This is a genomic window from Methylobacterium symbioticum, assembly GCF_902141845.1.
Taxonomy (GTDB): domain Bacteria; phylum Pseudomonadota; class Alphaproteobacteria; order Rhizobiales; family Beijerinckiaceae; genus Methylobacterium; species Methylobacterium symbioticum.
The window spans coordinates 26,254-47,172 of sequence record NZ_CABFPH010000016.1; the positions used below are offsets into that span (position 1 = coordinate 26,254).

The following is a 20,919-nucleotide window of genomic DNA, read 5'->3' on the forward strand; positions in this document are numbered from 1 at the left end:
GCTCCAGGCCGCCAGCGCGGCGGCCGCTTTGTGCGTTGCACAAGATCAGTGCCATGCACGCGTGCATTGCACAATGCGGAAACGGCCTCCTGCTCCGGCGGTCGCCGCAAAGCTGAGGGGCTTCCCGTGCATGGGCCGGCATCCATCTGAGTGGACGAAGATGGGAGACGGACGATGGGCTTGCTGGTCGATGGCGTGTGGCAGGACCAGTGGTACGATACCGGGTCGACCGGCGGCCGCTTCGAGCGCAAGGCCTCGGCCTTCCGCAACTGGGTGACCGCCGACGGCAGCCCCGGTCCCTCGGGCGAGGGCGGCTTCCGGGGCGAGTCGGGGCGCTACCACCTCTACGTCTCGCTGGCCTGTCCCTGGGCCCACCGCACCCTGGCCGTGCGGGCGCTGAAGGGCTTGGAGGAGGCGATCTCCGTCTCGGTGGTCGATCCGCATATGGGCGCGGAGGGCTGGGTCTTCGGCGATACGCCGGGCGCGACGCCCGATCCGCTCCATGGCGCCACGCGCCTCTACGAGGTCTATCTCAAGGCCGACCCGCACTATACGGGCCGGGTCACGGTGCCGGTGCTGTGGGACACGGCGCGCGGCACCATCGTCTCGAACGAGTCGGCCGAGATCATCCGCATGCTGAATGACGCCTTCGGCGGGTCGGATCCCGACCTCTATCCCGAGGCGCTGCGCGGCGAGATCGACGCGACCAACGCCCGCGTCTACGAGCGGGTGAACAACGGCGTCTACCGCGCGGGCTTCGCCACCACGCAGGAGGCCTATGCCGAGGCCTACGAGGCGCTGTTCGCCGAACTCGACGCCCTGGAGGCCCGGCTCGGCACCGGCCGTTATCTCTGCGGGAAGCGGCTCACCGAGGCCGATATCCGCCTGTTCACGACGCTGGTGCGCTTCGACGCGGTCTATGTCGGGCACTTCAAGTGCAACCGGCAGCGGATCGCCGACTACCCGAACCTGTCGAACTACCTGCGCGACCTCTACGCGCTGCCCGGAATCGCCGCGACGGTGAACCTCGACCACATCAAGCGGCACTATTACTGGAGCCACACCACCATCAACCCGACCCGAGTCGTGCCGCTCGGCCCGGCCCTCGACTTCGCGGCGCCGAACGATCGGGCCCTGCGCTTCGGCGCCTGACGGCCTGCCCCTCGACGCGCGCCCGATCCTTTCTAGATCTGCCCACCATGACTTTGCCCGCCCCGACGCCGCCGATGGCGCTCCTGCGCCTCGCCCCTCTCGCCCTTGCATTCCTCGCCGGTCCGGCCATGGCCCAGACCGCGGTGAAGCTCGACGGCACCTGCGAGAAGCTGGTGATCGCGGACCAGGACCTCAGCAGCGCTTGTCAGGGCACGCTGATGAACACGGTCTCGCGCAGCCGGACGAGCTTCGACTTCACGGCCGCCGACGGCCGCACCCTGAGCTTTGCCGGCAACGGCGCCCAGCAGGAGCGCACCGAGGAGACCGACCCGCTCCAGCCGATCAACCTCGTCATCGCGGGCCAGGGCGGGAGCGGGGCCGCCCCGACGCTGGCGATCGGCGCCTGCAGCTTCTCGACGCCGGCGCCGGGCAAGACCGCGATCACCTGCGAGGCGAACGCGCCGGGCGGCGCCGCCTATGCCGGCACCTTCGTGACGGCGACCAAGGCCGCTCAGGCACCGGCTCCAGCCGCGCGCTGAGCGCGGCGGGCTGGTCAGGCCGCCTCCCGAATCCCATTTACCCAGGCGCCCGCAACGTTTTGTGCGCGGGCGCGATCGGGGTTAGGGCTCGGCTTAACGGAGCCGGCCGCCCCGGCCGTCACGTCCAGATTCCGAGGCACGACCCGATGCTGAACGACTCCCTCGCCGGCGACGCGCCGAAGTCCGGCGCGGCCGACCTCGTCAAGGACACCACGACGGCGGGCTTCCGCCAGGACGTCATCGCCGAATCGATGAACCGCCCGGTCCTGGTCGATTTCTGGGCGCCCTGGTGCGGCCCCTGCAAGCAGCTGACGCCGGTTCTGGAGAAGGTGGTCACGGCCGCCGCCGGCAAGGTCGTGCTCGTCAAGATGAACATCGACGAGCACCCGTCCATCGCCGGCCAGCTCGGTATCCAGTCGATCCCGGCCGTGATCGCCTTCCAGCGCGGCCAGCCGGTGGACGGCTTCATGGGCGCGCTTCCTGAGGGCGAGGTGAAGAAATTCATCGACCGGATCGCCGGCCCCGGCGGCCCGAGCCCGGTCGAGGCCGCTCTGGAGGAGGCGAGCCGCCTCGCCGGCGAGGGTGATCTCGCCGGCGCCTCGGAACTCTACGCCGCCGTGCTGGAGCAGGAGCCGGACAACGTGACGGCCCTGGCCGGGCTCGCCAAGATCCAGCTCGACGCGGGCGAATTGGAGAGCGCGCGCCAGGTTCTCGCCATGGTGCCGGAGGCCAAGGCCAACGACCCGGCGCTCGTCAGCGTCCGCGCGTCTCTGGACTTGGCCGAGCAGGCGGCCTCACTCGGCGACCTCGCCGGGCTGCAGGCGCAGGTGGAGGCGAATCCGGACGACCATCAGGCCCGCTTCGACCTGGCACTGGGCCTCGCCGCCCGCGGCGACCGGTCCGCGGCAGTCGACCACCTCATCGAGATCCGGCGCCGCGACCGCGACTGGAACGAGGATGGCGCCCGCAAGCAGCTGCTCCAGTTCTTCGAGGCCTGGGGCGTGATGGATCCGGACACGATCCGCGGACGGCGCAAGCTGTCGACGCTGCTGTTCTCGTAGCGTCGGCATCGCCGGAGGGGAGGCGCGATTGAGCACCCATGCGGGCTACAGGAGCCCGGCCGATTGTCCGGCCGTGATCCCGGTCTTCCCTCTGCCCGGCGCCCTGCTGCTGCCGCGGGGCCAGATGCCGCTCAACATCTTCGAGCCCCGCTATCTCGCGATGGTGGACGATTGCCTGCGCACCGAGCGGGTCATCGGCATGATCCAGCCGGACCCGGAGGGCGGCGGCTCGCCGATGAACCCGAAGCTCTACCGGGTCGGCTGCCTCGGGCGGCTGACCCAGTTCGCCGAGACCGGCGACGGCCGCTACCTGATCTCGCTCACCGGGATCGCGCGCTTCCGCGTCGAGAGCGAGCTCGCCACCGCCAGCGCCTATCGCCGCTGTCAGGTCTCCTACGACGACTTCGCGGTAGACTTCGAGGCGCGGGCGGGCGAGGAGCAGGTGGACCGCGAGGGCGTGCTGAAAGCGCTGCGCGACTTCGTGGAATCCAACGACCTCAAGGTCGACTGGGCGGGCATCGAGGAGGCGCCGAACGAGGCCCTCGTCAATGCCCTCTGCATGATGAGCCCCTTCGGCGTGCGCGAGAAGCAGGCCATGCTGGAGGCGGCGGACCTGAAGACGCGGGCCGAGATCCTGATCGCGGTCACGCAGATGGAACTGGTGCGCGGATCCGGCCCCGAGCCGACGCTGCAGTGACGAGAGACCGCAGGGACTGAACCGATGGCCAACGACCTCACCGCGCCTGTCGAGGCGACCCGCGTCGACCCCAAGCTCCTCGAGATCCTGGTCTGCCCCCTGACCAAGGGCACGCTCGAATACGACTCCGCCCGGCAGGAGCTGATCAGCCGCTCGGCCAAGCTCGCCTACCCGATCCGCGACGGCATCCCGATCATGCTGCCGGAAGAGGCGCGCCCGCTGATCGACTAGGCTGTTCCGACGACGCGCCCCGCCGCCTCGAGGGCAGCGGGGCCTGCCCTCCCCTCACGCCGCCCGGCTCGGGATCGCCCCCTTCAGCGCGGCGTAGCTCGTCATCAGGTTGCGGTAGTCGGGGATATGGGCCGAGAGGAGGCTCGCCAGGCCCTCGACGTCGCGACGCCAGTCGCGGTGCAACTCGCAGGCGACCGCGAACCACGTCATCAGTTGCACGCCCGCCGCCGACATCCGGTTCCAGGCCGCGTCCCGCACCAGTGGGTCGAAGGTGCCCGACGCATCGGTGATCGCGAAGACCTCGAACCCCTCCGCAATCGCCGAGAGGGCCGGAAAGGCAACGCAGACCTCGGTGACCACGCCCGCGATGACGAGCTGGCGGCGGCCCGTCGCCCGGATCGCGGCGACGAAATCGGCATGGTCCCAGGCGTTGATCTGGCCGGGTCGGGCGATGAACGGTGCATCGGGGAACTTCGCCTTCAGCTCCGGCATCAGCGGCCCGTTCGGCCCCTCTTCGAAGCTCGTGGTGAGGATCGTCGGCACTCGAAAATAAGCCGCGAGGTCGGCCACCGCGAGCACGTTGTTGCGGAACTTGTCCGGCTCGATGTCGCGCACCAGGGACAGGAGGCCGGCCTGATGGTCGACCAGGAGGATGACGGCCTGGTCGAGGTCGAGGCGACTGTAGGGCTTGCTCATCACTGGGATCTCCGCTTCCGAGCGGCACCGGCCGCCTCGCTCGCCGCCGCCCGGTCTGGCCCGGCTCGGTCTCGGCAGGCTCAGAATGCCTTCTGCCCAGAGCGCAGAAAATAGAAACGATCGAAAGGCATCGTTTCCGAAACATGCTGGATGAAACGCGCGTCCTGGCTCAAGCCGGTTCGGCGTATTGTGCCCGACCATGACCGAATGACCAGTTCTCCGCCTTCACCTCGACGAGGTTGATAAAGACGTCCCCCGGACGCAGGCCCGGGTCCCGTCCGAGATGCGCGACGATCGCGCGATAGAGGGCCTGCTTCGTCGCAAGGTCCCGGCTGCCGGTGCACGTGATCTGAATGAGTGCAAGGTCGTCGCTGCGGGCGATGCCGAGATAGCCGGCCCCGTACAGGAAGTCGGCGGGATCGTGCTCCTGCACCGTCATGAAGCGGTCGTCCTCAGGCACCGCGAAGGTCTCACGCATGGCGGCGTAGACGCCTGCCATCAGCGCCGTCCGGTAGGCCGGCGGCTTGCCTTTCAGAATGGAAATACGGGTCAGGGGCATGGGCGGGTCCTCCGTTCGACGCTCCGCACCGGAAGCAGCAGGACTTTGCTGTGTGCCCATCATTATGCAAAGATATTGTCTGATATTTCAGCAATGAGCGCTCGTTATGATTGGGTCGTCCCGGACCCTCGATGCCGATGCGATCCAGGCCTTCGTCCTGGTGGCCGACCTCGCGAGCTTCACCCGCGCCGCGGAGGCGCTCGGCACCTCGCAGGCGGCGGTCAGCCTGCGCCTGAAGCGCCTGGAGGATCGGCTCGGCCACCGCCTCATCGAGCGCACGCCCCGGCAAGTCCGTCTCTCGGCTCGGGGCGAGGCCTTCCTGCCGGCCGCGCGGGACCTCCTGCTCGCGCAGGAGCGGGCTTGGCAGCAGGTCGAGCCCACCGTCCCACGCCGGCTCGTCCTCGGCATCAGCGACCATGTCGCCGGGCCGGAACTGCCTGTCCTGATTGGCCGCATCGCCGCGCAGGACCCAGCTCTCGTCATCGAGGTCCGGGTGGCGCGCTCCCAGGAGCTGATCGCTGCCTATGACCGTGGCCGCTTCGACGCCGTGATCGTCCGCAACGAGGACGGGCGCGAGGATGGGCGCCTGCTCGCCCGCGAGGTCTTCGGCTGGTTCGCGGCGCCCGGCTTCCGTCACCGTACGGGCGAACCCTTGCGGCTCGCGACCATGGCCGAGCCCTGCGGCGTGCGCGAGACCGCCGCCCGCCTCCTCGACGCTGCCGGTCTGCCCTGGACGGAGGTGTTCGTGGGCGGCGGCGTGTTGGCGGTGGCCGCCGCGGTCAGCGCCGGGCTCGGCATCGCGGCGCTCGCCCGCCGGGTCGCACCCACCGGCGCGGTCGAGGTCGGCGCCGCCTTCGGCCTGCCCGCACTGCCGCTCGCGGAGGTGGTACTGCATGCCCGCCCTCACGAGCCGCGCACCGAGGCCGTCCTGCGGCTGGTGGGTGCGACCTTCCGCTCGGCCGAGCCCGCTTGAGCGGAGGGCCGGATTCAGGTTCCGTACAGCTCCCCTCTGTCACCTCTCTTGTACGATACTCTACGGATACGCTTCCGAACGGCACAGCTTCATTCGGATCCAAGACTACGGCGTCATAATCTCGCCGCTTCGCAGATCTACCTGAACGCATCATCTGCCGATCGACCCGAAGGGTCTCACAATGACATCCGCCGCGCTTGTCCTCGCGGCGAGCCAGACTGTTCGCGCCTTGGGGGCTTCATGACGTCGACCATCACCGCTCTCACCCTCGCCGCCGGCCTCGCGCTCCCGATCCTGCTGCCGGCCGGTCCAGCGCAGGCGGGCGACTTCAACGGGACCTGGCGGGTGGAACTCGTCACCGAGAGCGGGATCTGCGACAGCCGCTACAACTACGCGGTCTTCATCGCCGAGGGGCAGATGCGCCTCGCCTCCGCGACGGATTCGAATGCGCGGATGAGCGGGCGCGTCGGCGCCGACGGCACGGTCGGCCTCACCGTCTCGAACGGCAGCGCCAGCGGCACCGCCTCGGGTCGGCTCCAGGCCCAGACCGGCTCCGGCACTTGGAAAGTCTCGGCCCTCTGCTCGGGGCGCTGGACGGCGCGGCGCTCGAACACCCGCACCGCCCAGGCGGAGTAAGGAGATCCCGAAGGGAAAAGTCCCTTCGGCGGGGTGCCGGGACGGCGCCCCGGCGTGAAGTCCCAGAGCTCTGCCCTGGACCCGCGAGAGGGATGATCCCTCTCGACACCCGGAAGGGTCTCAGGCTCCCGCGAGCCAGGAGCGCGCCTCCTCGATGCGGGCACGCTCGAAGACGCGGATCTGGGCGGGCGAGACGAAGTTGAAGGTCTCGGCCAGCGCCTTGAGCCAGGGCGCGTCGGTGACGAGCGCCACGTGGCTCACGCTCTTCATCATCGAGAGGCCGAAGCGGGGGTCCTTGAAGAAGGCCGCCGGCTCCATGCCCTCGAAGGCGCGGATATCCTCCAAGAGCTTGAGCTTGCCGCCCTTGTCGAGGTCGGCCTTCATCGCGGTCATCGCCGCGTCCATCTCGGCGTCGGTGATCTTCCCGTCGACCACGATCTCGGCGACGTTGGAATCCGGCTTCTTGGCGTAGCTGAGCACTGATCACGCTCCTCGGGGGCGGTTTGCCGGGATCACTCTCCTACAAAAAGCTCTGCGGGTCGACATCGACGGCGACGCGCAGGCTCCCGCGGGGCTTCGGGGCGCGCGCCAGCCAGTGGCGCAGGTAGCCCTGCAGGTCGATGTTGCGCTCGGTCTTCACGAGCAGGCGGAAGCGGTAGCGGCCACGCACCAGGGCGAGCGGCGCCTCGGCGGGGCCCAGCACCATCACGCCGGGCGGCGGCTCCGCGGCGCGCGCAAGCGCCTGGCCATGGGCCTCGGCCGCCTCGCGCTCCGCGGCCGAGACGACGAGGGCCGCGAGGCGCCCGAAGGGCGGCAGGCCAGCGGCCTCGCGCGCCATCACCTCCTCGGCGTAGAAGCGCTCGGCATCCCCCGAGAGCAGCGCCGCGATCACCGGATGCGTCGGCTGGTAGGTCTGGACCAGGGCCCGGCCCGGCCGCTCGCCGCGGCCCGCGCGGCCCGTCACCTGCTGCAGGAGCTGGAAGGTGCGCTCGGCCGCGCGCGGATCGCCCGAGGTGAGGCCGATATCGGCGTCGAGCACGCCGACCAGCGTGAGGTGCGGGAAATTGTGGCCCTTGGCCACCAGTTGTGTGCCGACCACGATGTCGCATTCGCCCGCCGCCACGGCCTCCAGCTCCATGCGCAGCCGCTCGGCCCCACCGGGGAAGTCGCTCGACAGCACGATGACGCGCCGGTCGGGGAACAGCTCGGCCACCTCCTCGGCGATGCGCTCGACGCCGGGGCCGCAGGCGGTGAGGTTGTCGAAGGTGCCGCACTCGGTGCAGGCCTGCGGGCGCGGCTCGGCATAGCCGCACTGGTGGCAGACGAGCGCCCGGCGGAAGCGGTGCTCCACCAGCCAAGTCGAGCAGTTGCGGCAGCGGTAGCGGTGGCCGCAGGCCCGGCAGAGCGTCAACGGGGCATAGCCGCGGCGGTTGAGGAACAGCAGCGCCTGCTCGCCGGCCGCGAGATTGGCCTTGATGGCATTGATCAGCGGCGGGCTCAGGAACCGGCCGCGCTCCGGCCCGTCGAGGCGCATGTCGATCGCCTGAATGTCGGGCAGGCGCCGTCCGCCGAACCGTTCGGGCAGGCGCACGTGGCGGTAGCGGCCGCGCTCGGCATTGACGCGGGTCTCGATCGAGGGCGTGGCGGAGGCGAGCACCACGGGACAGCCTTCGAGGCGGCCGCGCACCACGGCCATGTCGCGGGCGTGATAGTGGACGCCGTCCTCCTGCTTGTAGGCGGCCTCGTGCTCCTCATCGACCACGATGAGGCCGAGGTTCCGGAAGGGCAGGAACAGGGCGGAGCGGGCACCGACCACGACCCGAGCCTCGCCGGCTGCCACCGCCGCGCGCAGGCGCTCGCGCCGCTTGCCCCCGATGCCGGAATGCCAGGCGGCCGGCCGCACCCCGAACCGGGCGGCGAAGCGGTCGAGGAACTGCGCGGTGAGCGCGATCTCGGGCATCAGGATCAGGGCCTGGCGCCCGGCGCGGACGCAATGGGCCACAGCCTCGAAATAGACCTCGGTCTTGCCGGAACCGGTGACGCCCTCAAGGAGGACGGCCCCCGCATGCGGTGCGTCGAGCGGGGCGGTCGCGGCCGGCTGTACGAGGGCCAGGGCCGCCGCCTCCTGCGCCTCCGACAGCGGCACCCGCGGATGGTCCGGGTCGGGCACGGGCGCCACCGGCTCGGGCTCGACCGCCACCGCCTCCAGAGCGCCGTCGTCGATCAGCCCGTCCACGACGCTGAGCGAGACGCCGGCGAGCTTGGCGAGCGCGCTCTTGCCGTGGAGCGCCCCGTCGGCCGCCGTCTCCAGAACCTTGTCCCGGGCGGGCGTGCGGCGGGCGGGCGGCTTGCCGGAGACTCGCACAGCGACCCGCGCCGTCTCGCGGGCGGCGGCCTCGTCGGGCAGGCGCAGCACCAGGGCCAGCGCCGATCCCTTCGGAGCGAGGGTGTAGCGGGCGATCCAGTCGACCAGCCGGCGCAGGGGCTCGGTGAGCGGCGCCACGGCGACACGGCCCGTCACCGGGCGCAGGTTCGAGCCGCCGGGACTGTGCGACAGCCCCCAGACCACGCCCACCGTCTCACGGGGGCCGAGCGGCACTTGCACCACGTCGCCCTCGGCGAGCGCCAGCCCCTCGGGCACGACGTAGCTGTAGGCCGTGTCGAGGGCGAGCGGGATCAGGATCTCGGCGACGTCCGGCATGGAACCCCGGCAGGGACAGACACCGGGCGCGGGGCCCGTTCCGGGTCCGTACCATAGGCTGCCCCGCGCGGTCAGCGCGGCCGCAGGGACAGGGCGAGCGGCAGGGCGCACAGGCTGAGGAGTGCCATTCCCCAGAAGGCGCGGGCGCCGAAGGCCCCGAAGAGCGGCCCGGCCGCCAGCGTCACCAGGGCGCCGGCCAACCCGAGCCCGACGCTGCCGTAGAGCGCGAGCGCCGTGGCGCGGAGGGTCCCCGGCACGGTGCCCTCGATCAGCCCGAGGCAGGCCAGGTGCAGGAGCGCGAAGCTGAAGCCGTGCAGCGCCTGCGCGGCCATGAGCCAGGGGATCGCCACCGTCTGCGCCATCACCGCCCAGCGCAGGGCGCCCGCGCCCGCGGCCAGCGCCAGGGCGTAGGCCGGGCCGATCCGGCGCAAGGTGGGCGGCCCGAGCAGGAGGAAGACCAGCACCTCGGCAGCGACGGATTCCGCCCAGAGCAGGCCGGCCGCGCCTGCTCCGATCCCGGCGCCCAGCCACAGGATCATCGCGAAGGCCTCGTGCAGCGCGTGCGCACCGATCACCAGGGCGGCCACGAGCACCGTGCGGCGGAAGGGAGCGTTGGCCAGGAGCAGCCGCCAGCCGTCCGGGCCGCGTGCCTCCGCCGAGACGTCTCCTGCCGCATCTTCCGCAGAGCCGTCCCGAGGGCCATTCGCCTGCGGCACGGCGCGGGCCAGGGCGCCTGTCGCGAGGAAGAGGACGCCACCGGCGACGAGGGCCGCGCCGAGGCCGGCGGCCTCGACCAGCCATCCGGTCGCGGCCGAGGCCGCGATGAAGGCGGCCGAACCCGCTCCCCGCACGTGGCCATAGGCGAAGGCGGCGCCCCCGCGCGCCGCGGCCAGCGCCAACGCGTCGGCCAGCGGCGCCAGCGGCGCGGTCGCCATCGCATAGACGAGGCCGACCATGAGGACCGGCCAGAACCCCACGACCGGCCCGTGCGCCAGGGCGGCGAGCCCCGCCCCAACGGCAGCGAGCGCCAGCACGGCGCGGGCGGCCCGGTGCGCGTCGGCGTAGCGGCCGGCGAGCGGCCCGGCCGCGAGACGCACAAGCGTCGCCGTGCCCAGAACGGTGCCAATCTCGGCCGGGCCGAGGCCGCGGGCGGCCATCACGTTCGGCAGAAGTGGCGAGAGGCAGCCATAGGCTCCGTAGAGCCCCCCGAACAGGGCGAGGAAGCGGGCGAAACCCTGCGATGCCGCCACCTCGCCTCCCCGGCCCTCTCCCGGCCGGCACCCTAGCACCGGATTGCGCCAGCCGGGGCGTTCGTTCAGGAACGCGCCTGTCCTGCGGAGCACGCGGCCGAGATCCCTCCCTCATCCATGCCTGAGACACCCCGCCTCGAACTCGCCGGCATCGGCTGCCGCTTCGGTGCCGTGCGCGCCCTCGACGACGTGTCCCTCGCGGTGGCTCCGGGCGAGATCGTCGGGCTTCTCGGCGATTCCGGCTGCGGCAAGAGCACGCTCCTGCGGATCGTGGCCGGCCTGGAGGCGCCGGACCGGGGGGTATTGTGCCTCGACGGGCGGCCGGTCGGCGCGAGCGTGCCGCCGGAGGCGCGCGGCATCGGCATGATGTTCCAGGACTATGCCCTGTTCCCGCACCTGACGGTCGCCGAGAACGTGCGCTTCGGCCTCTCCGGCCGGCCGCGCCGGGAGGCCGAGGCGATCGCCGAGGGGCGGCTCGCGCAGGTCGGGCTCGGCCCCCGCGCTGGGCGCTACCCCGATACCCTCTCCGGCGGCGAGGCGCAGCGGGTGGCCCTCGCCCGGGCGCTGGCGCCGAGGCCTCGGCTGCTCCTCCTCGACGAGCCCTTCTCCAACCTCGATCGGCGGACCCGCGACCGGGTCCGGGCCGATACCCTCGCGGTGCTGCGGGAATCCGGCGCCACCGCCCTCCTCGTCACCCACGATCCAGAGGAGGCACTCGAGGTCTGCGACCGGATCGCCCTGATGCGGGCCGGGCGCATCGTGCAGACGGGCACCGGGGAGGATCTCTACCGGCGGCCCGAGACTCCCTTCGCGGCACGCTTCCTCGGCCATCTGGTGGAACTGACGGGCCCGGCCCGGGCCGGCGTCCTCGACACGCCGTTCGGGCCCTTCGCGGTGCCGGGATTCTCCGAGGGCGCCCCCGTCCGCGCCGCCTTTCGCCCCGAGGCTCTGAGCCTCGCCGCGGACGGCGTGCCGGCGCGCGTGCTGCGCCGGAGCTATCTCGGCGCCTGGTTGCGTCTGGACCTTGTGGTGGAGGGCATCCCGGCCCCCTTGCGCCTGCCCGTGCCGCCGGACGCGCCTTACGGACCCGGCTCGACGCTGGGCCTCAGCCTCGACCGCGAGGCCGTCTTTATTTTCGTCGATCGGGGGGATTAAAATCGGATCCGCCGAGGACACTGTCTTTCAGTTTTTAACTGTTTCAAATCAAAAACTTAGAGCTTGATTTCGTATCGCCGAGGCCGCTCAAGCTCCCCCACCCAAGGGGAGAGACCGATGCCGAACCGATCCGCGAACCATGCCGCCCTCGCCGCCCTCGCGGTGCTGGCCGCGGGAGCCGCAGAGGCGGCGGAGGTGAACCTCTACACCACCCGCGAGCCCGGCCTGATCCGGCCGATCCTCGACGCCTACACCGCGAAGACCGGGGTCACGGTCAACACGGTCTTCGTGGAGAAGGGCTTGGCCGAGCGCGTGGCCGCGGAGGGCGAGCGCGCCAAGGCCGACGTGCTGATGACGGTGGACATCGGCAACCTGATCGAGCTGGTCGACCGCGAGCTCGCTCAGCCGGTGAAGTCCGCCGCCCTGGAGAGCGCGGTGCCGGCCCCCTTGCGCGATCCGGAGGGCCGTTGGTTCTCGCTGTCGACCCGCGCTCGAGTCGCCTATGCCGATGCGCGGGACCTCGCTAGCTTGAAAAGCCTCGCCTACGAGGACCTGTCCGACCCGAAATGGAAGGGCAAGCTCTGCCTGCGCGCGGGTCAGCACCCCTACAACACGGCGCTGATCGCCCATTACCTCGTCAAGCACGGGCCGGAGAAGGCGGAAGCTTGGCTCAAGGGCGTGAAGGCGAACCTCGCCCGCAAGCCCGCTGGCGGCGACCGCGACGTGGCCCGCGACATCCTTGCCGAGAGCTGCGAGCTGGGCCTGGGCAATTCCTATTATGTCGGCCTGATGCGCTCGGGGAAGGGCGGCCCGGAGCAGGTGAAGTGGGGTGAGGCCATCACGGTGGTCCTACCGGCCTTCGAGGGCGGCGGCACCCACGTCAATGTCTCGGGCGCGGTGGTGGCCAAGCACGCGCCCAACCGCGACGAGGCGGTGAAACTCCTCGAATACCTCGTCTCCGACGAGGCGCAGGGGCTCTACGCGCAAATGAACTACGAGTATCCGGTCAAGGCCGGCGCCACGGTCGACCCACTGCTCACCGCCATGGGTCCGCTCACCATCGACCCGACGCCGCTCGCCGAGATCGCCCGCAACCGCAAGGCGGCGAGCCTGCTCGTGGACAAGGTCGGCTTCGACAACTGATCGCCCGGGAGTCAGGGCCTCGCCGCGGCTCCCTGCCGAAGGGACTCGGCCCCTTCGGGATTCCAGTCAGGCGCGTGCGGTCAGGGGCGCCCGGTCTGCTTCAGGCGCTGCATCACTGCCTCGGGGGAGGCGTAGGCTTCCTGGCGCACCGCGCTCCAGTAGCGCAGGGCGTCGAGGGGAATGGCCTCGCCGGTCACGGCGCAGCGCACGAAGGACCCGGGCTTGATCACCCGCATGGTGCCGTCGCCGTACTCGACGACCGCCTCGCCGTTGGTCCCCCGCTCGTACCGGCCCAGCATCCCGCATCCTCGCTCGATCGCTCTCCTCCATAAACCATTCCGGCGCGGAGGAAAGCGCGCGGCCGATCCGCCCGCTCAGCCCAGCATGGAGGGCGTGCGGTCGGCGGCGAGCAGGCGCCGGGATTCCGCCGCGTCGATATCCATGCGGGCGACCAGGGCCTCGGCGCTGGCGAAGCGCTCCTCGCCGCGGATATGGGCGACGAACTCGACCGCGATCTCCTGCCCGTAGAGGTCGCCCGCGAAATCGAACAGGTTGACCTCGAGGAGCGGCGCGCCGTCGTCGAAGGTCGGGCGGCGGCCGTAGCTCGCCACCCCGTCCCGCATGGCGCCGTCGGGCAGGCGCACCCGCACCGCGTAGATGCCGTGGGCGAGGTCGCAATCGGCGAGCGCCAGGTTTGCGGTGGGATAGCCGAGGGTGCGCCCGCGCTTGTCGCCGTGGCGGACGCTGCTCAACACGAACCAGCGGTAGCCGAGAAGCGCGTTGGCGCGGTCCATCGCGCCCTCCGAGAGCGCCCGCCGGATCCCCGAGGAGGAGATCGGCCCGGACCCGGCCTCGAGGGTTACCGGCTCCACGATGCGACAGGAAAGGCCCATCTCGCGGCAGAGATCGGCCAGCACCGCGGGCGTCCCCTCCCGGCGCCGCCCGAAATGGAAATCGTGGCCGATTACCACCCCGGCGAGGCCGAGATCCGACCGGAGTAGCCCCTCCACGAAGGCGCGCGCGCCGGTGCCGGCGAGCGCGGCGTCGAAGCGGCGCACCACGAGCCCATCGAGGAGCCCCTCGCCGCCGAGACGGGCGAACACGATCTCCTTCGCCCGCGGCCCGGTGAGTCGGAACATCGGCAGGTCCGGCGCGAAGAAGGCGCGCGGATGCGGCTCGAAGGTGAGGACAAGGGCCGGCCGCTCTCCCGCCTCGTGCCGCACGGCCTCGGCGAGGACGCGATGACCGCGATGGACGCCGTCGAAATTGCCGATCGCGGCGATTCCACCCCGGAGCCCCGGCGGCAGCGCCTCGTCCGCGCGGCAGATCGTGAAAGGCCGCCCGGCCGTCTCGTCGCCTGACGCCATCGTTCGCTTTGCGGATCACTCGTGCGGGAGAACGGGCGCGACTGAGAGCGCCCCGGACCGGCGCGGACCCTGTCGAAAACCGGGGGCAGGGTCAAGCGTGCGGCGGCGCGTGCCGGCCCTGCGGGAGACGCTGCGCAGGTTTCGCGGCTCCTGCCCCAGGTTAACCGGTTCGCAATCCGGCCAAGCCTATTTTCGCGCACAGGAGGCGCCGTCGGGCATTGGCGCTTCACCGCAATGGGATCGCACGGGAGACGGCCGCTCCTCACGGCCAATCCCAAACGGAATACACGGAGTCTTTACGTCCATGGCCCTCGACCTCAATATGCCGATCCTCGTCGTCGACGACTACCAGACGATGGTCCGCATCATCCGCAACCTGCTGAAGCAGCTCGGCTTCGAAGAGGTCGACGACGCCTCGGACGGCACGGCGGCGCTGGCCAAGCTGAAGAACCGCAAATACGGCCTCGTCATCTCCGACTGGAACATGGAGCCGATGACGGGCTACGAGCTGCTGCGCCACGTCCGCGCCGACGAGGGGCTGCGCACGACGCCGTTCATCATGGTCACCGCCGAATCGAAGACCGAGAACGTCATCGCCGCCAAGAAGGCCGGCGTGAACAACTACATCGTCAAGCCCTTCAACGCGGCGACGCTGAAGTCCAAGATCGAGGCCGTCTGCGGCGCCTGATCCGGGCTCCTGACGGAGCAGCGCCGGATTCCGGGGAGAGGGTGGCCTCGCCGGTGCAACCGGGTCGGCCAACCGAACACGCACCGAACCGGCACCGGAGGTGCGCCTGCCAGACCAGGCGCACGTGTCGAGAGTGCGGGCCGGACGCTTGGGTTTCGAGGACACGACGATGGGATACGCCTCCACGCAACCCACGGGCAAAGCCGAGATGCGGTGCCCGCAATCCATGATCGCGGAGCTGATGGAGATTGCCGACTACATCAGCCACATGCGCACCGAGATCGCGGCTCTGCGCGCCAACGAGATGACGCGCGACCGCATTCCGATGGCGCACGAGGAGCTCGGCAACGTGCTCCAGGCGACGGCCGGCGCCACCAACACGATCATGGAGGCGGCCGAGGCGATGCTGGCCCTGCCCGACGATGCGGAGTACCGCGCCAATGTCGAGGCGCAGATCTACACGATCTTCGAGGCGTGCGCCTTCCAAGACATCACCGGCCAGCGCATCGGGAAGGTCGTCGAGGCGCTGCGCAACTTCGAACTCAGGCTTGCCCGCTTCGCCAGCGCCGTGCGCGCCCGCGACGAGGGCGGCATCGACCCCGCCGAGGCGGAGCGCCGGGAGCGGGCCGAGCGCCTGCTCCTCAACGGCCCCCAGCCGAACGGGCCGGCCGTGGCCCAGGACGACATCGACGCGCTCTTCGCCTGAACGCGCGCACGGACCGAGGACGCGCGACCGATCCCGATTGCAACGCGGTCGGGATCGGCTCTAGGAGGTGGGCCCCGCGCGGGCGACCGCGCCAGCCACACGGGTCCGAGCATGCCGGCGCGCCCCTGGTCCGACCTGACCACCGAGGAGATCCGCGCCCGCGACATGGCGTCCGCCGTCGCCGTGCTGCCGGTCGCGGCCGTGGAGCAGCACGGGCCGCACCTGCCGCTCGCCACCGACACGGTGATCGCCGAGGGCTATCTCGCCCGCGTCGCCGCCCTGGTCCCGGACGATCTCGACGCGCTGATCCTGCCGGTCCAGGCGGTCGGCAAGTCGGACGAGCACGACGCCTTCCCCGGCACCCTCACGCTCACCGCCGAGACCGCCCTGAGGGCCTGGACCGAGATCGGGACCTCGATCCATCGCGCGGGCTGCCGGCGTCTCGTCATCGTCTCGTCGCACGGGGGCAACAGCGCGCTGATCGACCTGGTGGCGGGAGAGTTGCGCGGACGGTTCGGGATGGTCGCGGTGACGACCGCCTGGGCCCGCTTCGGCTATCCGCAGGGCCTGTTCCCGGCCGACGAGATCGCGGACGGCATCCATGCCGGTGGCATCGAGACCGCGCTGATGCTGGCACTTCGGCCCGACCTCGTGCGCACGGCGCAAGTCGCCGATTTTCCCAACCGGGCGCGGCGGATGCGCCAGGAATTCACCCATCTCCGCGCCGGCCGTCCGGCGGCCTTCGCTTGGAAGACGCAGGACCTCAACCCGGCCGGCGCCCTCGGCGACGCGCGGCTCGGCACGGCGGACGCCGGGCGGGCCGCTCTCGACCACGGTGCGCGGGCCTTCGTCGCCCTGCTCGCGGACGTCGCCCGTTTCCGCCTCGACGGCTGAGGTCGAGCCCGCGCAGATGGAGCCCGCGTAACCCTTCGGGATCGCCGGCGAAGGGTCAGGCGTGCGGCGCGCGCCGCGCTGGCACCCGCGAATCGCCATGCTCCTCACCCTCGCCCCAGCCCCGCACTTCCCCATCCGCTCCAAGGCGTTAGAATCCTCCGCCCAGGGACGCGGCGGAGCGGCGATGGCGCTCGAGGAGAAGCTCGCGGCCGCGATGCGGGCCGCGCAGGGCGGCGACGGCACGGCCTACGGCGCGCTGCTGCGCGACTGCCTGCCAGTGATCGCCGCGAGCGTGCGGGCCCAGGGCCTGCGCGGCGAGGCGGTGGACGACGCGGTCCAGGACACTTTGATCACTCTGCACCGGGCCCGGGCGAGCTACGATCCAGCGCGGCCCTTCCTCCCCTGGCTGCGCGCCATCGCGCAGCGTCGGGCGATCGACGCGCTCCGCCGGGCCGGGCGCCGGCCCCGGGAAGTGCACGATCCCGTGGCCTACGAGGCCGAGATCGACGACCGGCCCCCACCGGGCCAGGGCCTTGAGGCGCGCGAGCGCGCGGCGGAGCTCGCCCGCGCCGTCGCAGCCCTGCCCGCCGGCCAACGCCAGGCGGTCGAGGAGCTGGCGCTGCGCGAACGCTCCCTCGACGAGGTCTCGGCCGCGACCGGCCGCAGCAAGGTCGCCCTGAAGGTGAACCTGCACCGGGCGATCAAGGCTCTGCGGGCGAGCCTCGCCGGCGGTCCGGACGGGAGGGCGTGAGCGATGGCCGCCCGCCATACCCGCCCCGTGGACGACCTCGTCGGCGACCTCGTCCAGGATCTGCGCCCAATCCGTCCCCTGCTGCCGGCCGGCGCGCGCGCGCTCACGTGGCTCGCTGCGGCCGCCCTCATCGGACTCGCCCTCGCCTGCATCGCCGAGACCGCGGACCTGCGCCAGCGCCTCGCCACGCCGGACCTGCGGATGGCGGCCCTGGGCGCACTCCTCACTGCCGGTACGGCGGCCTACGCCGCCTTCGTCACCAGCGTGCCGGGGCGGCCGGCGGCCTGGGCGCTGCTGCCGCTGCCGGCCGCCACCCTCTGGATCGGCGCGAGCGGCCTCGGATGCCTGAGAGCGGCCCTGGACCCGGCCGCCGAGGCCCATGCGCAGACGGGACTCGGCTGCTTCGGCTTCCTGACGGCAGTGTCGCTGCCGCTCTCCGTCCTGCTGGTGGTGATGCTGCGCCGGGCCTGCCCCCTGCGGCCGAACCTCACGGCCGCGCTCGGCGGCCTGGCAGCGGCGGCCGCAGCGGCGACGCTGCTCGTGCCCTTCCACCCGGAGGAGGCGACGGCCACCGACATCGCGATCCACGGCGCCACGGTGCTCGCGGTGATCGCCCTCAACGGACTCGCGGGCGGGCGACTGCTCGCCCGGGGCTGATCCGTCAGCGCTCCTCGTCCTCGGGCATCAGGCCCGGCCAGTCGACGATGCGCTCAGGGTACTCCTCGTCCGCAAACTCCTCCTCGTTCCCAGAGAGTCGGCCGCGCACGGAGATGCCGGCCTCGTGCACGCTGGCCGCGCGGCCCGAGACCAGCGGATGCCAGTCGAACAGGGGTTCGCCGTCGCGGATGAGCCGGTAGGCGCAGGTCGGGGGCAGCCAGGGGATGGTCCGCACCGCCTCCGGCGTCAGCCGCACGCAATCAGGCACCCGCTTCTGGCGCCGGGCGTAGTCGCGGCAGCGGCAGCCGATCCCGTCGAGGAGGGTGCAGCCGATATCGGTGTGGTGGACCTCGCCCGTATCCTCGTCCTCCAGCTTGATCAGGCAGCAGCGCCCGCAGCCGTCACACAGGCTCTCCCATTCCTCCGGCGTCATCGCGTCGAGGGACTTGGTGCGCCAGAATGGCTCGGACGGAACGGCGGCGACCGCGCCGGGCTGGCGCGGGGCCTTGGGGCTTCCCATCGGGAACGCCTCTCGGATCGGGGAGCGGGATGCTCCCCTCTGCCGCAAGGCGGGGGCGGGAGCAAGCGGGGCGGCCTCCGCCACCGCCGCGCCCCATTCGCGCGCCACGGTCACCGGAACGTTCGGCGCGGATCCTGAAGCCGGAATGCCATCTCGCGCGTTCCGCCTCCGGGACCCGTCCGCATTCTCCGGGCGATGCCCGGCCTCGCGGACGGGCGCCGGGCTTGGTACAAGGATGGTCGGCTCCCTCGCCGAAGCGTGGTGCCCGAGAAGCCGGATCCCAGAATCGTGCGCCTGCCGAACCTCAAAGCGATCCGGACCCGCATCCGGCATGCCGCCCTCGGCTTCGACGCCTGGGTGAACGCCGCCCTCTACGACAGCGGCCGCTCGACCGGCGAGGGCTATGGGCGCTTCCAGGCCGCGATGAACCGCTTCTCGGTGCGGGGCTGGAAGCGTGCGGCGATCGACCTCACCAGCGAGGGCGTCACCATCGGCACGGGCGGCCTCCTGCTGATGCTCGCGCTCGCCCAGCCCGCCTTCAACCTGACCAGCGAGAACTGGCTGAAGCAGCAGGACCTCGCCGTCACCTTCCTCGACCGCTACGGCGTCGAGGTGGGCCGCCGCGGCATCAAGCACGACGACTCGCTGAAGCTCGACGAGTTTCCCGAAATCATGATCAAGGCGTTGGTCTCGACCGAGGACCGGCGTTTCTACGAGCACTGGGGCATCGACCCGATCGGGACGATGCGCGCGCTGGTGAACAACTCGCGCGGCGGCGGCAACGTCCAGGGCGGCTCGTCGATCACGCAGCAGCTCGCCAAGAATCTTTTCCTGACGAACGAGCGCTCCCTCGAGCGAAAGGTCAACGAGGCCTTTCTCGCCCTCTGGCTCGAGTTCCACCTCACCAAGAACGAGATCCTGAAGCTCTATCTCGACCGCGCCTATATGGGCGGCGGCACCTTCGGTGCGGTGGCGGCGGCGGACTACTATTTCGGCAAGCCGCTCAAGGATATCAGCCTCGCCGAGGCCGCCATGCTGGCCGGCCTGTTCAAGGCGCCGACGAAATATGCGCCCCACGTCAACCTGCCCGCCGCCCGCTCCCGCGCCGTCGACGTGCTGCACAACATGGTGGAGGCGGGCTTCGTCACCGAGGGCCAGATCCAGACGGCCCTGCGCAACCCGGCGACGCCGGTGACGCGCACCCGCGACATCACCGCCGACTACTACCTCGACTGGGCCTTCGGCGAGATCAAGTCGATGGCCGATGCGGGCAAGTTCCGCAACGACCGCGTGCTCACCGTGAAGACGCCCCTCGACGTCGCGATCCAGAAGCGGGCCGACGAGGTGGTGGCCAACGTGCTGCGCAAGTCCGGCGACGCCTACGACGTGGACGAGGCGGCGATGGTCATCCTCGACCCCGACGGGGCCCTGCGCGCCATGGTCGGCGGCTCCGATTACGGCGAGAGCCAGTTCAACCGCGCCACCGACGCGCTGCGTCAGCCCGGCTCCTCGTTCAAGCCCTACGTCTACGCCGCCGCCCTGTCCTCGGGCCTGTTTCGGCCGGACACCACGGTGGTTGATTCCCCCGTCTGCATCGGCAACTGGTGCCCACAGAATTACGGCCGCTCCTATTCGGGCCGACAGCCCATGTGGCTCGCGGTGGCCAAGTCCATCAACACCATCCCGATCAAGGTCTCGATCGCGCTGGGCAAGGCGATGGGCATCAGCCACGAGGCGCGGGCCGCCAAGGCGGGCCGCCAGAAGATCATCGAGACCGCCCATGCCATGGGCATCACCACGCCGCTCACCGACTCGGTCTCGCTGCCGATCGGTTCGGCCGAGGTCACTGTGATCGACCAGGCGGCGGCCTACGCGGTCTTCGCCAACGGTGGCAAGCGCGCCAAGCCCTACGCCGCCATGGAGGTGAAGAACTCCTCCGGCGAGGTGATCTACCGGCACGCCGACGAGAAGCCCGAGCAGGTGCTCTCGACCCAGGTCGTGGCCGACATGAACTACATGCTCAACAAGGTGGTCGAGGAGGGTACGGCCCGCCGCGTCCAGATCGAGGGCGTGAAGATCGCCGGCAAGACTGGCACCACGAACGGCTACAAGGACGCGTGGTTCGTGGGCTATACCGGCAACTACGTCGCCGCCGTCTGGTACGGCAACGACGACAGCACCTCGACCAACAAGATGACCGGCGGCTCCCTGCCCGCCCAGACCTGGCACGACGTGATGGAACCTGCCCACCAGGGCATCGAGCTGAAGCCCCTGCCCGGCCTGAAGACGCCGCAGGCCGGCGCCCAGGCGGCCGCGCCGAGTGCCCCGACCAACCCGGCGGCGAGCAATTACGGCAAGCTCTCGCGGCGCTCCTTCGAAGTGATCAGCGGGGTCAACGGCCTGTTCCGCGCAATCGAGTCGGCACCGAGGACGGGCTCACGCGTCGAGGCGGAAGGCCTGCGCGACCTCGCCGGCAGCGTGGCCGAGGGCGGCCGTCCGGCCCGCGCCCGCGTCGAGACTCGGTGAGGCGCCCGTGACCCTGC

Annotated in this window: 23 protein-coding genes; 15 read left to right on the plus strand and 8 right to left on the minus strand. The window is 71.2% G+C overall.

What is annotated here, in order from left to right; all coding sequences use genetic code 11:
- Window positions 1–174: 174 nt before the first annotated feature.
- The 5 genes from MET9862_RS08045 to MET9862_RS08065 all read left to right on the plus strand — a co-directional run bounded on the left by MET9862_RS08045 (window position 175) and on the right by MET9862_RS08065 (window position 3,680).
- Window positions 175–1,152 (plus strand): glutathione S-transferase family protein, encoded by a 978-nt coding sequence (locus tag MET9862_RS08045; RefSeq protein WP_142582515.1) that lies wholly within the window; start codon window positions 175–177, stop codon window positions 1,150–1,152.
- A 47-nt stretch (window positions 1,153–1,199) separates the two neighbouring features.
- Window positions 1,200–1,691, plus strand: coding sequence for a hypothetical protein (locus MET9862_RS08050; protein ID WP_142582516.1), 492 nt, complete (start codon window positions 1,200–1,202; stop codon window positions 1,689–1,691).
- A 146-nt stretch (window positions 1,692–1,837) separates the two neighbouring features.
- A complete protein-coding gene (gene trxA / locus MET9862_RS08055; RefSeq protein WP_142582517.1) occupies window positions 1,838–2,752 on the plus strand; it encodes a thioredoxin in 915 nt (304 codons plus the stop codon).
- 28 nt (window positions 2,753–2,780) lie between these two features.
- The gene (locus MET9862_RS08060; protein ID WP_142582518.1) at window positions 2,781–3,449 is read left to right on the plus strand and encodes an LON peptidase substrate-binding domain-containing protein; all 669 of its coding nucleotides are present in this window, start codon (window positions 2,781–2,783) and stop codon (window positions 3,447–3,449) included.
- A 24-nt stretch (window positions 3,450–3,473) separates the two neighbouring features.
- On the plus strand, window positions 3,474–3,680 hold the full coding sequence (locus MET9862_RS08065; RefSeq protein ID WP_142582519.1) for a Trm112 family protein: 207 nt from the start codon (window positions 3,474–3,476) through the stop codon (window positions 3,678–3,680).
- A 54-nt stretch (window positions 3,681–3,734) separates the two neighbouring features.
- On the opposite strand, the gene ycaC is transcribed toward MET9862_RS08065, so the two are convergent.
- Together ycaC and MET9862_RS08075 are read right to left on the minus strand one after the other, a co-directional pair.
- A complete protein-coding gene (gene ycaC / locus MET9862_RS08070) occupies window positions 3,735–4,376 on the minus strand; it encodes an isochorismate family cysteine hydrolase YcaC (protein ID WP_142582520.1) in 642 nt (213 codons plus the stop codon).
- Between the two features lie 169 nt (window positions 4,377–4,545).
- Window positions 4,546–4,935, minus strand: coding sequence for a tautomerase family protein (locus MET9862_RS08075; protein ID WP_142582521.1), 390 nt, complete (start codon window positions 4,933–4,935; stop codon window positions 4,546–4,548).
- 106 nt (window positions 4,936–5,041) lie between these two features.
- Here MET9862_RS08075 and MET9862_RS08080 point away from each other — a divergent pair, with 106 nt between their 5' ends.
- Both MET9862_RS08080 and MET9862_RS08085 read left to right on the plus strand, forming a co-directional pair.
- Window positions 5,042–5,908: a LysR family transcriptional regulator gene (locus MET9862_RS08080; RefSeq protein ID WP_142582522.1), complete on the plus strand. Its 867-nt coding sequence runs from the start codon at window positions 5,042–5,044 to the stop codon at window positions 5,906–5,908.
- A 240-nt stretch (window positions 5,909–6,148) separates the two neighbouring features.
- A complete protein-coding gene (locus tag MET9862_RS08085) occupies window positions 6,149–6,544 on the plus strand; it encodes a hypothetical protein (RefSeq protein WP_142582523.1) in 396 nt (131 codons plus the stop codon).
- A gap of 120 nt (window positions 6,545–6,664) precedes the next feature.
- On the opposite strand, the gene MET9862_RS08090 is transcribed toward MET9862_RS08085, so the two are convergent.
- The 3 genes from MET9862_RS08090 to MET9862_RS08100 all read right to left on the minus strand — a co-directional run bounded on the left by MET9862_RS08090 (window position 6,665) and on the right by MET9862_RS08100 (window position 10,495).
- Window positions 6,665–7,024 (minus strand): SpoIIAA family protein, encoded by a 360-nt coding sequence (locus MET9862_RS08090; protein ID WP_142582524.1) that lies wholly within the window; start codon window positions 7,022–7,024, stop codon window positions 6,665–6,667.
- 40 nt (window positions 7,025–7,064) lie between these two features.
- A complete protein-coding gene (locus MET9862_RS08095; protein WP_142582525.1) occupies window positions 7,065–9,245 on the minus strand; it encodes a primosomal protein N' in 2,181 nt (726 codons plus the stop codon).
- A 71-nt stretch (window positions 9,246–9,316) separates the two neighbouring features.
- Window positions 9,317–10,495 (minus strand): MFS transporter, encoded by a 1,179-nt coding sequence (locus MET9862_RS08100; RefSeq protein ID WP_185156792.1) that lies wholly within the window; start codon window positions 10,493–10,495, stop codon window positions 9,317–9,319.
- 117 nt (window positions 10,496–10,612) lie between these two features.
- On the opposite strand from MET9862_RS08100, the gene MET9862_RS08105 reads away from it, so the two are divergent.
- Window positions 10,613–11,650, plus strand: coding sequence for an ABC transporter ATP-binding protein (locus MET9862_RS08105; RefSeq protein ID WP_142582526.1), 1,038 nt, complete (start codon window positions 10,613–10,615; stop codon window positions 11,648–11,650).
- A gap of 117 nt (window positions 11,651–11,767) precedes the next feature.
- Window positions 11,768–12,793: an extracellular solute-binding protein gene (locus MET9862_RS08110; protein WP_142582527.1), complete on the plus strand. Its 1,026-nt coding sequence runs from the start codon at window positions 11,768–11,770 to the stop codon at window positions 12,791–12,793.
- An 80-nt stretch (window positions 12,794–12,873) separates the two neighbouring features.
- Here MET9862_RS08110 and MET9862_RS08115 read toward each other — a convergent pair whose 3' ends face one another.
- Window positions 12,874–13,092 (minus strand): DUF2093 domain-containing protein, encoded by a 219-nt coding sequence (locus MET9862_RS08115; RefSeq protein WP_142582528.1) that lies wholly within the window; start codon window positions 13,090–13,092, stop codon window positions 12,874–12,876.
- 75 nt (window positions 13,093–13,167) lie between these two features.
- Window positions 13,168–14,160, minus strand: coding sequence for a riboflavin biosynthesis protein RibF (gene ribF, locus MET9862_RS08120; RefSeq protein ID WP_142582529.1), 993 nt, complete (start codon window positions 14,158–14,160; stop codon window positions 13,168–13,170).
- Window positions 14,161–14,464: 304 nt separating this feature from the next.
- On the opposite strand from ribF, the gene MET9862_RS08125 reads away from it, so the two are divergent.
- From MET9862_RS08125 to MET9862_RS08145, 5 genes are all read left to right on the plus strand, one after another.
- Window positions 14,465–14,848 (plus strand): response regulator, encoded by a 384-nt coding sequence (locus MET9862_RS08125; protein ID WP_142582530.1) that lies wholly within the window; start codon window positions 14,465–14,467, stop codon window positions 14,846–14,848.
- Between the two features lie 226 nt (window positions 14,849–15,074).
- Complete coding sequence (locus MET9862_RS08130) at window positions 15,075–15,554, plus strand: protein phosphatase CheZ (protein ID WP_142582531.1); 480 nt, start codon at window positions 15,075–15,077, stop codon at window positions 15,552–15,554.
- 111 nt (window positions 15,555–15,665) lie between these two features.
- Complete coding sequence (locus MET9862_RS08135) at window positions 15,666–16,448, plus strand: creatininase family protein (protein WP_142582532.1); 783 nt, start codon at window positions 15,666–15,668, stop codon at window positions 16,446–16,448.
- A gap of 184 nt (window positions 16,449–16,632) precedes the next feature.
- A complete protein-coding gene (locus MET9862_RS08140) occupies window positions 16,633–17,199 on the plus strand; it encodes an RNA polymerase sigma factor (protein ID WP_142582561.1) in 567 nt (188 codons plus the stop codon).
- A gap of 3 nt (window positions 17,200–17,202) precedes the next feature.
- Entirely contained in the window at window positions 17,203–17,856 is a 654-nt protein-coding gene (locus MET9862_RS08145; protein ID WP_142582533.1) for an NrsF family protein, read from the plus strand.
- Between the two features lie 4 nt (window positions 17,857–17,860).
- Here MET9862_RS08145 and MET9862_RS08150 read toward each other — a convergent pair whose 3' ends face one another.
- The gene (locus MET9862_RS08150) at window positions 17,861–18,376 is read right to left on the minus strand and encodes a YcgN family cysteine cluster protein (protein ID WP_142582534.1); all 516 of its coding nucleotides are present in this window, start codon (window positions 18,374–18,376) and stop codon (window positions 17,861–17,863) included.
- 288 nt (window positions 18,377–18,664) lie between these two features.
- Here MET9862_RS08150 and MET9862_RS08155 point away from each other — a divergent pair, with 288 nt between their 5' ends.
- Window positions 18,665–20,902, plus strand: a complete 2,238-nt coding sequence (locus tag MET9862_RS08155) for a transglycosylase domain-containing protein (RefSeq protein ID WP_142582535.1) — start codon at window positions 18,665–18,667, stop codon at window positions 20,900–20,902.
- Window positions 20,903–20,919 lie beyond the last annotated feature (17 nt).

What these genes read in the sequence shown, in the direction of transcription:
- MET9862_RS08050 (WP_142582516.1), top strand. Translation starts at nt 1,200, where the DNA reads ATGACTTTGCCCGCCCCGACGCCGCCGATGGCGCTCCTGCGCCTCGCC.
- MET9862_RS08135 (WP_142582532.1), top strand. Translation starts at nt 15,666, where the DNA reads ATGCCGGCGCGCCCCTGGTCCGACCTGACCACCGAGGAGATCCGCGCC.
- ribF (WP_142582529.1), bottom strand. Translation starts at nt 14,160, where the DNA reads ATGGCGTCAGGCGACGAGACGGCCGGGCGGCCTTTCACGATCTGCCGC.
- MET9862_RS08045 (WP_142582515.1), top strand. Translation starts at nt 175, where the DNA reads ATGGGCTTGCTGGTCGATGGCGTGTGGCAGGACCAGTGGTACGATACC.
- ycaC (WP_142582520.1), bottom strand. Translation starts at nt 4,376, where the DNA reads ATGAGCAAGCCCTACAGTCGCCTCGACCTCGACCAGGCCGTCATCCTC.
- MET9862_RS08105 (WP_142582526.1), top strand. Translation starts at nt 10,613, where the DNA reads ATGCCTGAGACACCCCGCCTCGAACTCGCCGGCATCGGCTGCCGCTTC.
- MET9862_RS08130 (WP_142582531.1), top strand. Translation starts at nt 15,075, where the DNA reads ATGATCGCGGAGCTGATGGAGATTGCCGACTACATCAGCCACATGCGC.
- MET9862_RS08140 (WP_142582561.1), top strand. Translation starts at nt 16,633, where the DNA reads ATGGCGCTCGAGGAGAAGCTCGCGGCCGCGATGCGGGCCGCGCAGGGC.
- trxA (WP_142582517.1), top strand. Translation starts at nt 1,838, where the DNA reads ATGCTGAACGACTCCCTCGCCGGCGACGCGCCGAAGTCCGGCGCGGCC.
- MET9862_RS08125 (WP_142582530.1), top strand. Translation starts at nt 14,465, where the DNA reads ATGGCCCTCGACCTCAATATGCCGATCCTCGTCGTCGACGACTACCAG.
- MET9862_RS08085 (WP_142582523.1), top strand. Translation starts at nt 6,149, where the DNA reads ATGACGTCGACCATCACCGCTCTCACCCTCGCCGCCGGCCTCGCGCTC.
- MET9862_RS08110 (WP_142582527.1), top strand. Translation starts at nt 11,768, where the DNA reads ATGCCGAACCGATCCGCGAACCATGCCGCCCTCGCCGCCCTCGCGGTG.
- MET9862_RS08075 (WP_142582521.1), bottom strand. Translation starts at nt 4,935, where the DNA reads ATGCCCCTGACCCGTATTTCCATTCTGAAAGGCAAGCCGCCGGCCTAC.
- MET9862_RS08115 (WP_142582528.1), bottom strand. Translation starts at nt 13,092, where the DNA reads ATGCTGGGCCGGTACGAGCGGGGGACCAACGGCGAGGCGGTCGTCGAG.
- MET9862_RS08065 (WP_142582519.1), top strand. Translation starts at nt 3,474, where the DNA reads ATGGCCAACGACCTCACCGCGCCTGTCGAGGCGACCCGCGTCGACCCC.
- MET9862_RS08145 (WP_142582533.1), top strand. Translation starts at nt 17,203, where the DNA reads ATGGCCGCCCGCCATACCCGCCCCGTGGACGACCTCGTCGGCGACCTC.
- MET9862_RS08150 (WP_142582534.1), bottom strand. Translation starts at nt 18,376, where the DNA reads ATGGGAAGCCCCAAGGCCCCGCGCCAGCCCGGCGCGGTCGCCGCCGTT.
- MET9862_RS08095 (WP_142582525.1), bottom strand. Translation starts at nt 9,245, where the DNA reads ATGCCGGACGTCGCCGAGATCCTGATCCCGCTCGCCCTCGACACGGCC.
- MET9862_RS08080 (WP_142582522.1), top strand. Translation starts at nt 5,042, where the DNA reads ATGATTGGGTCGTCCCGGACCCTCGATGCCGATGCGATCCAGGCCTTC.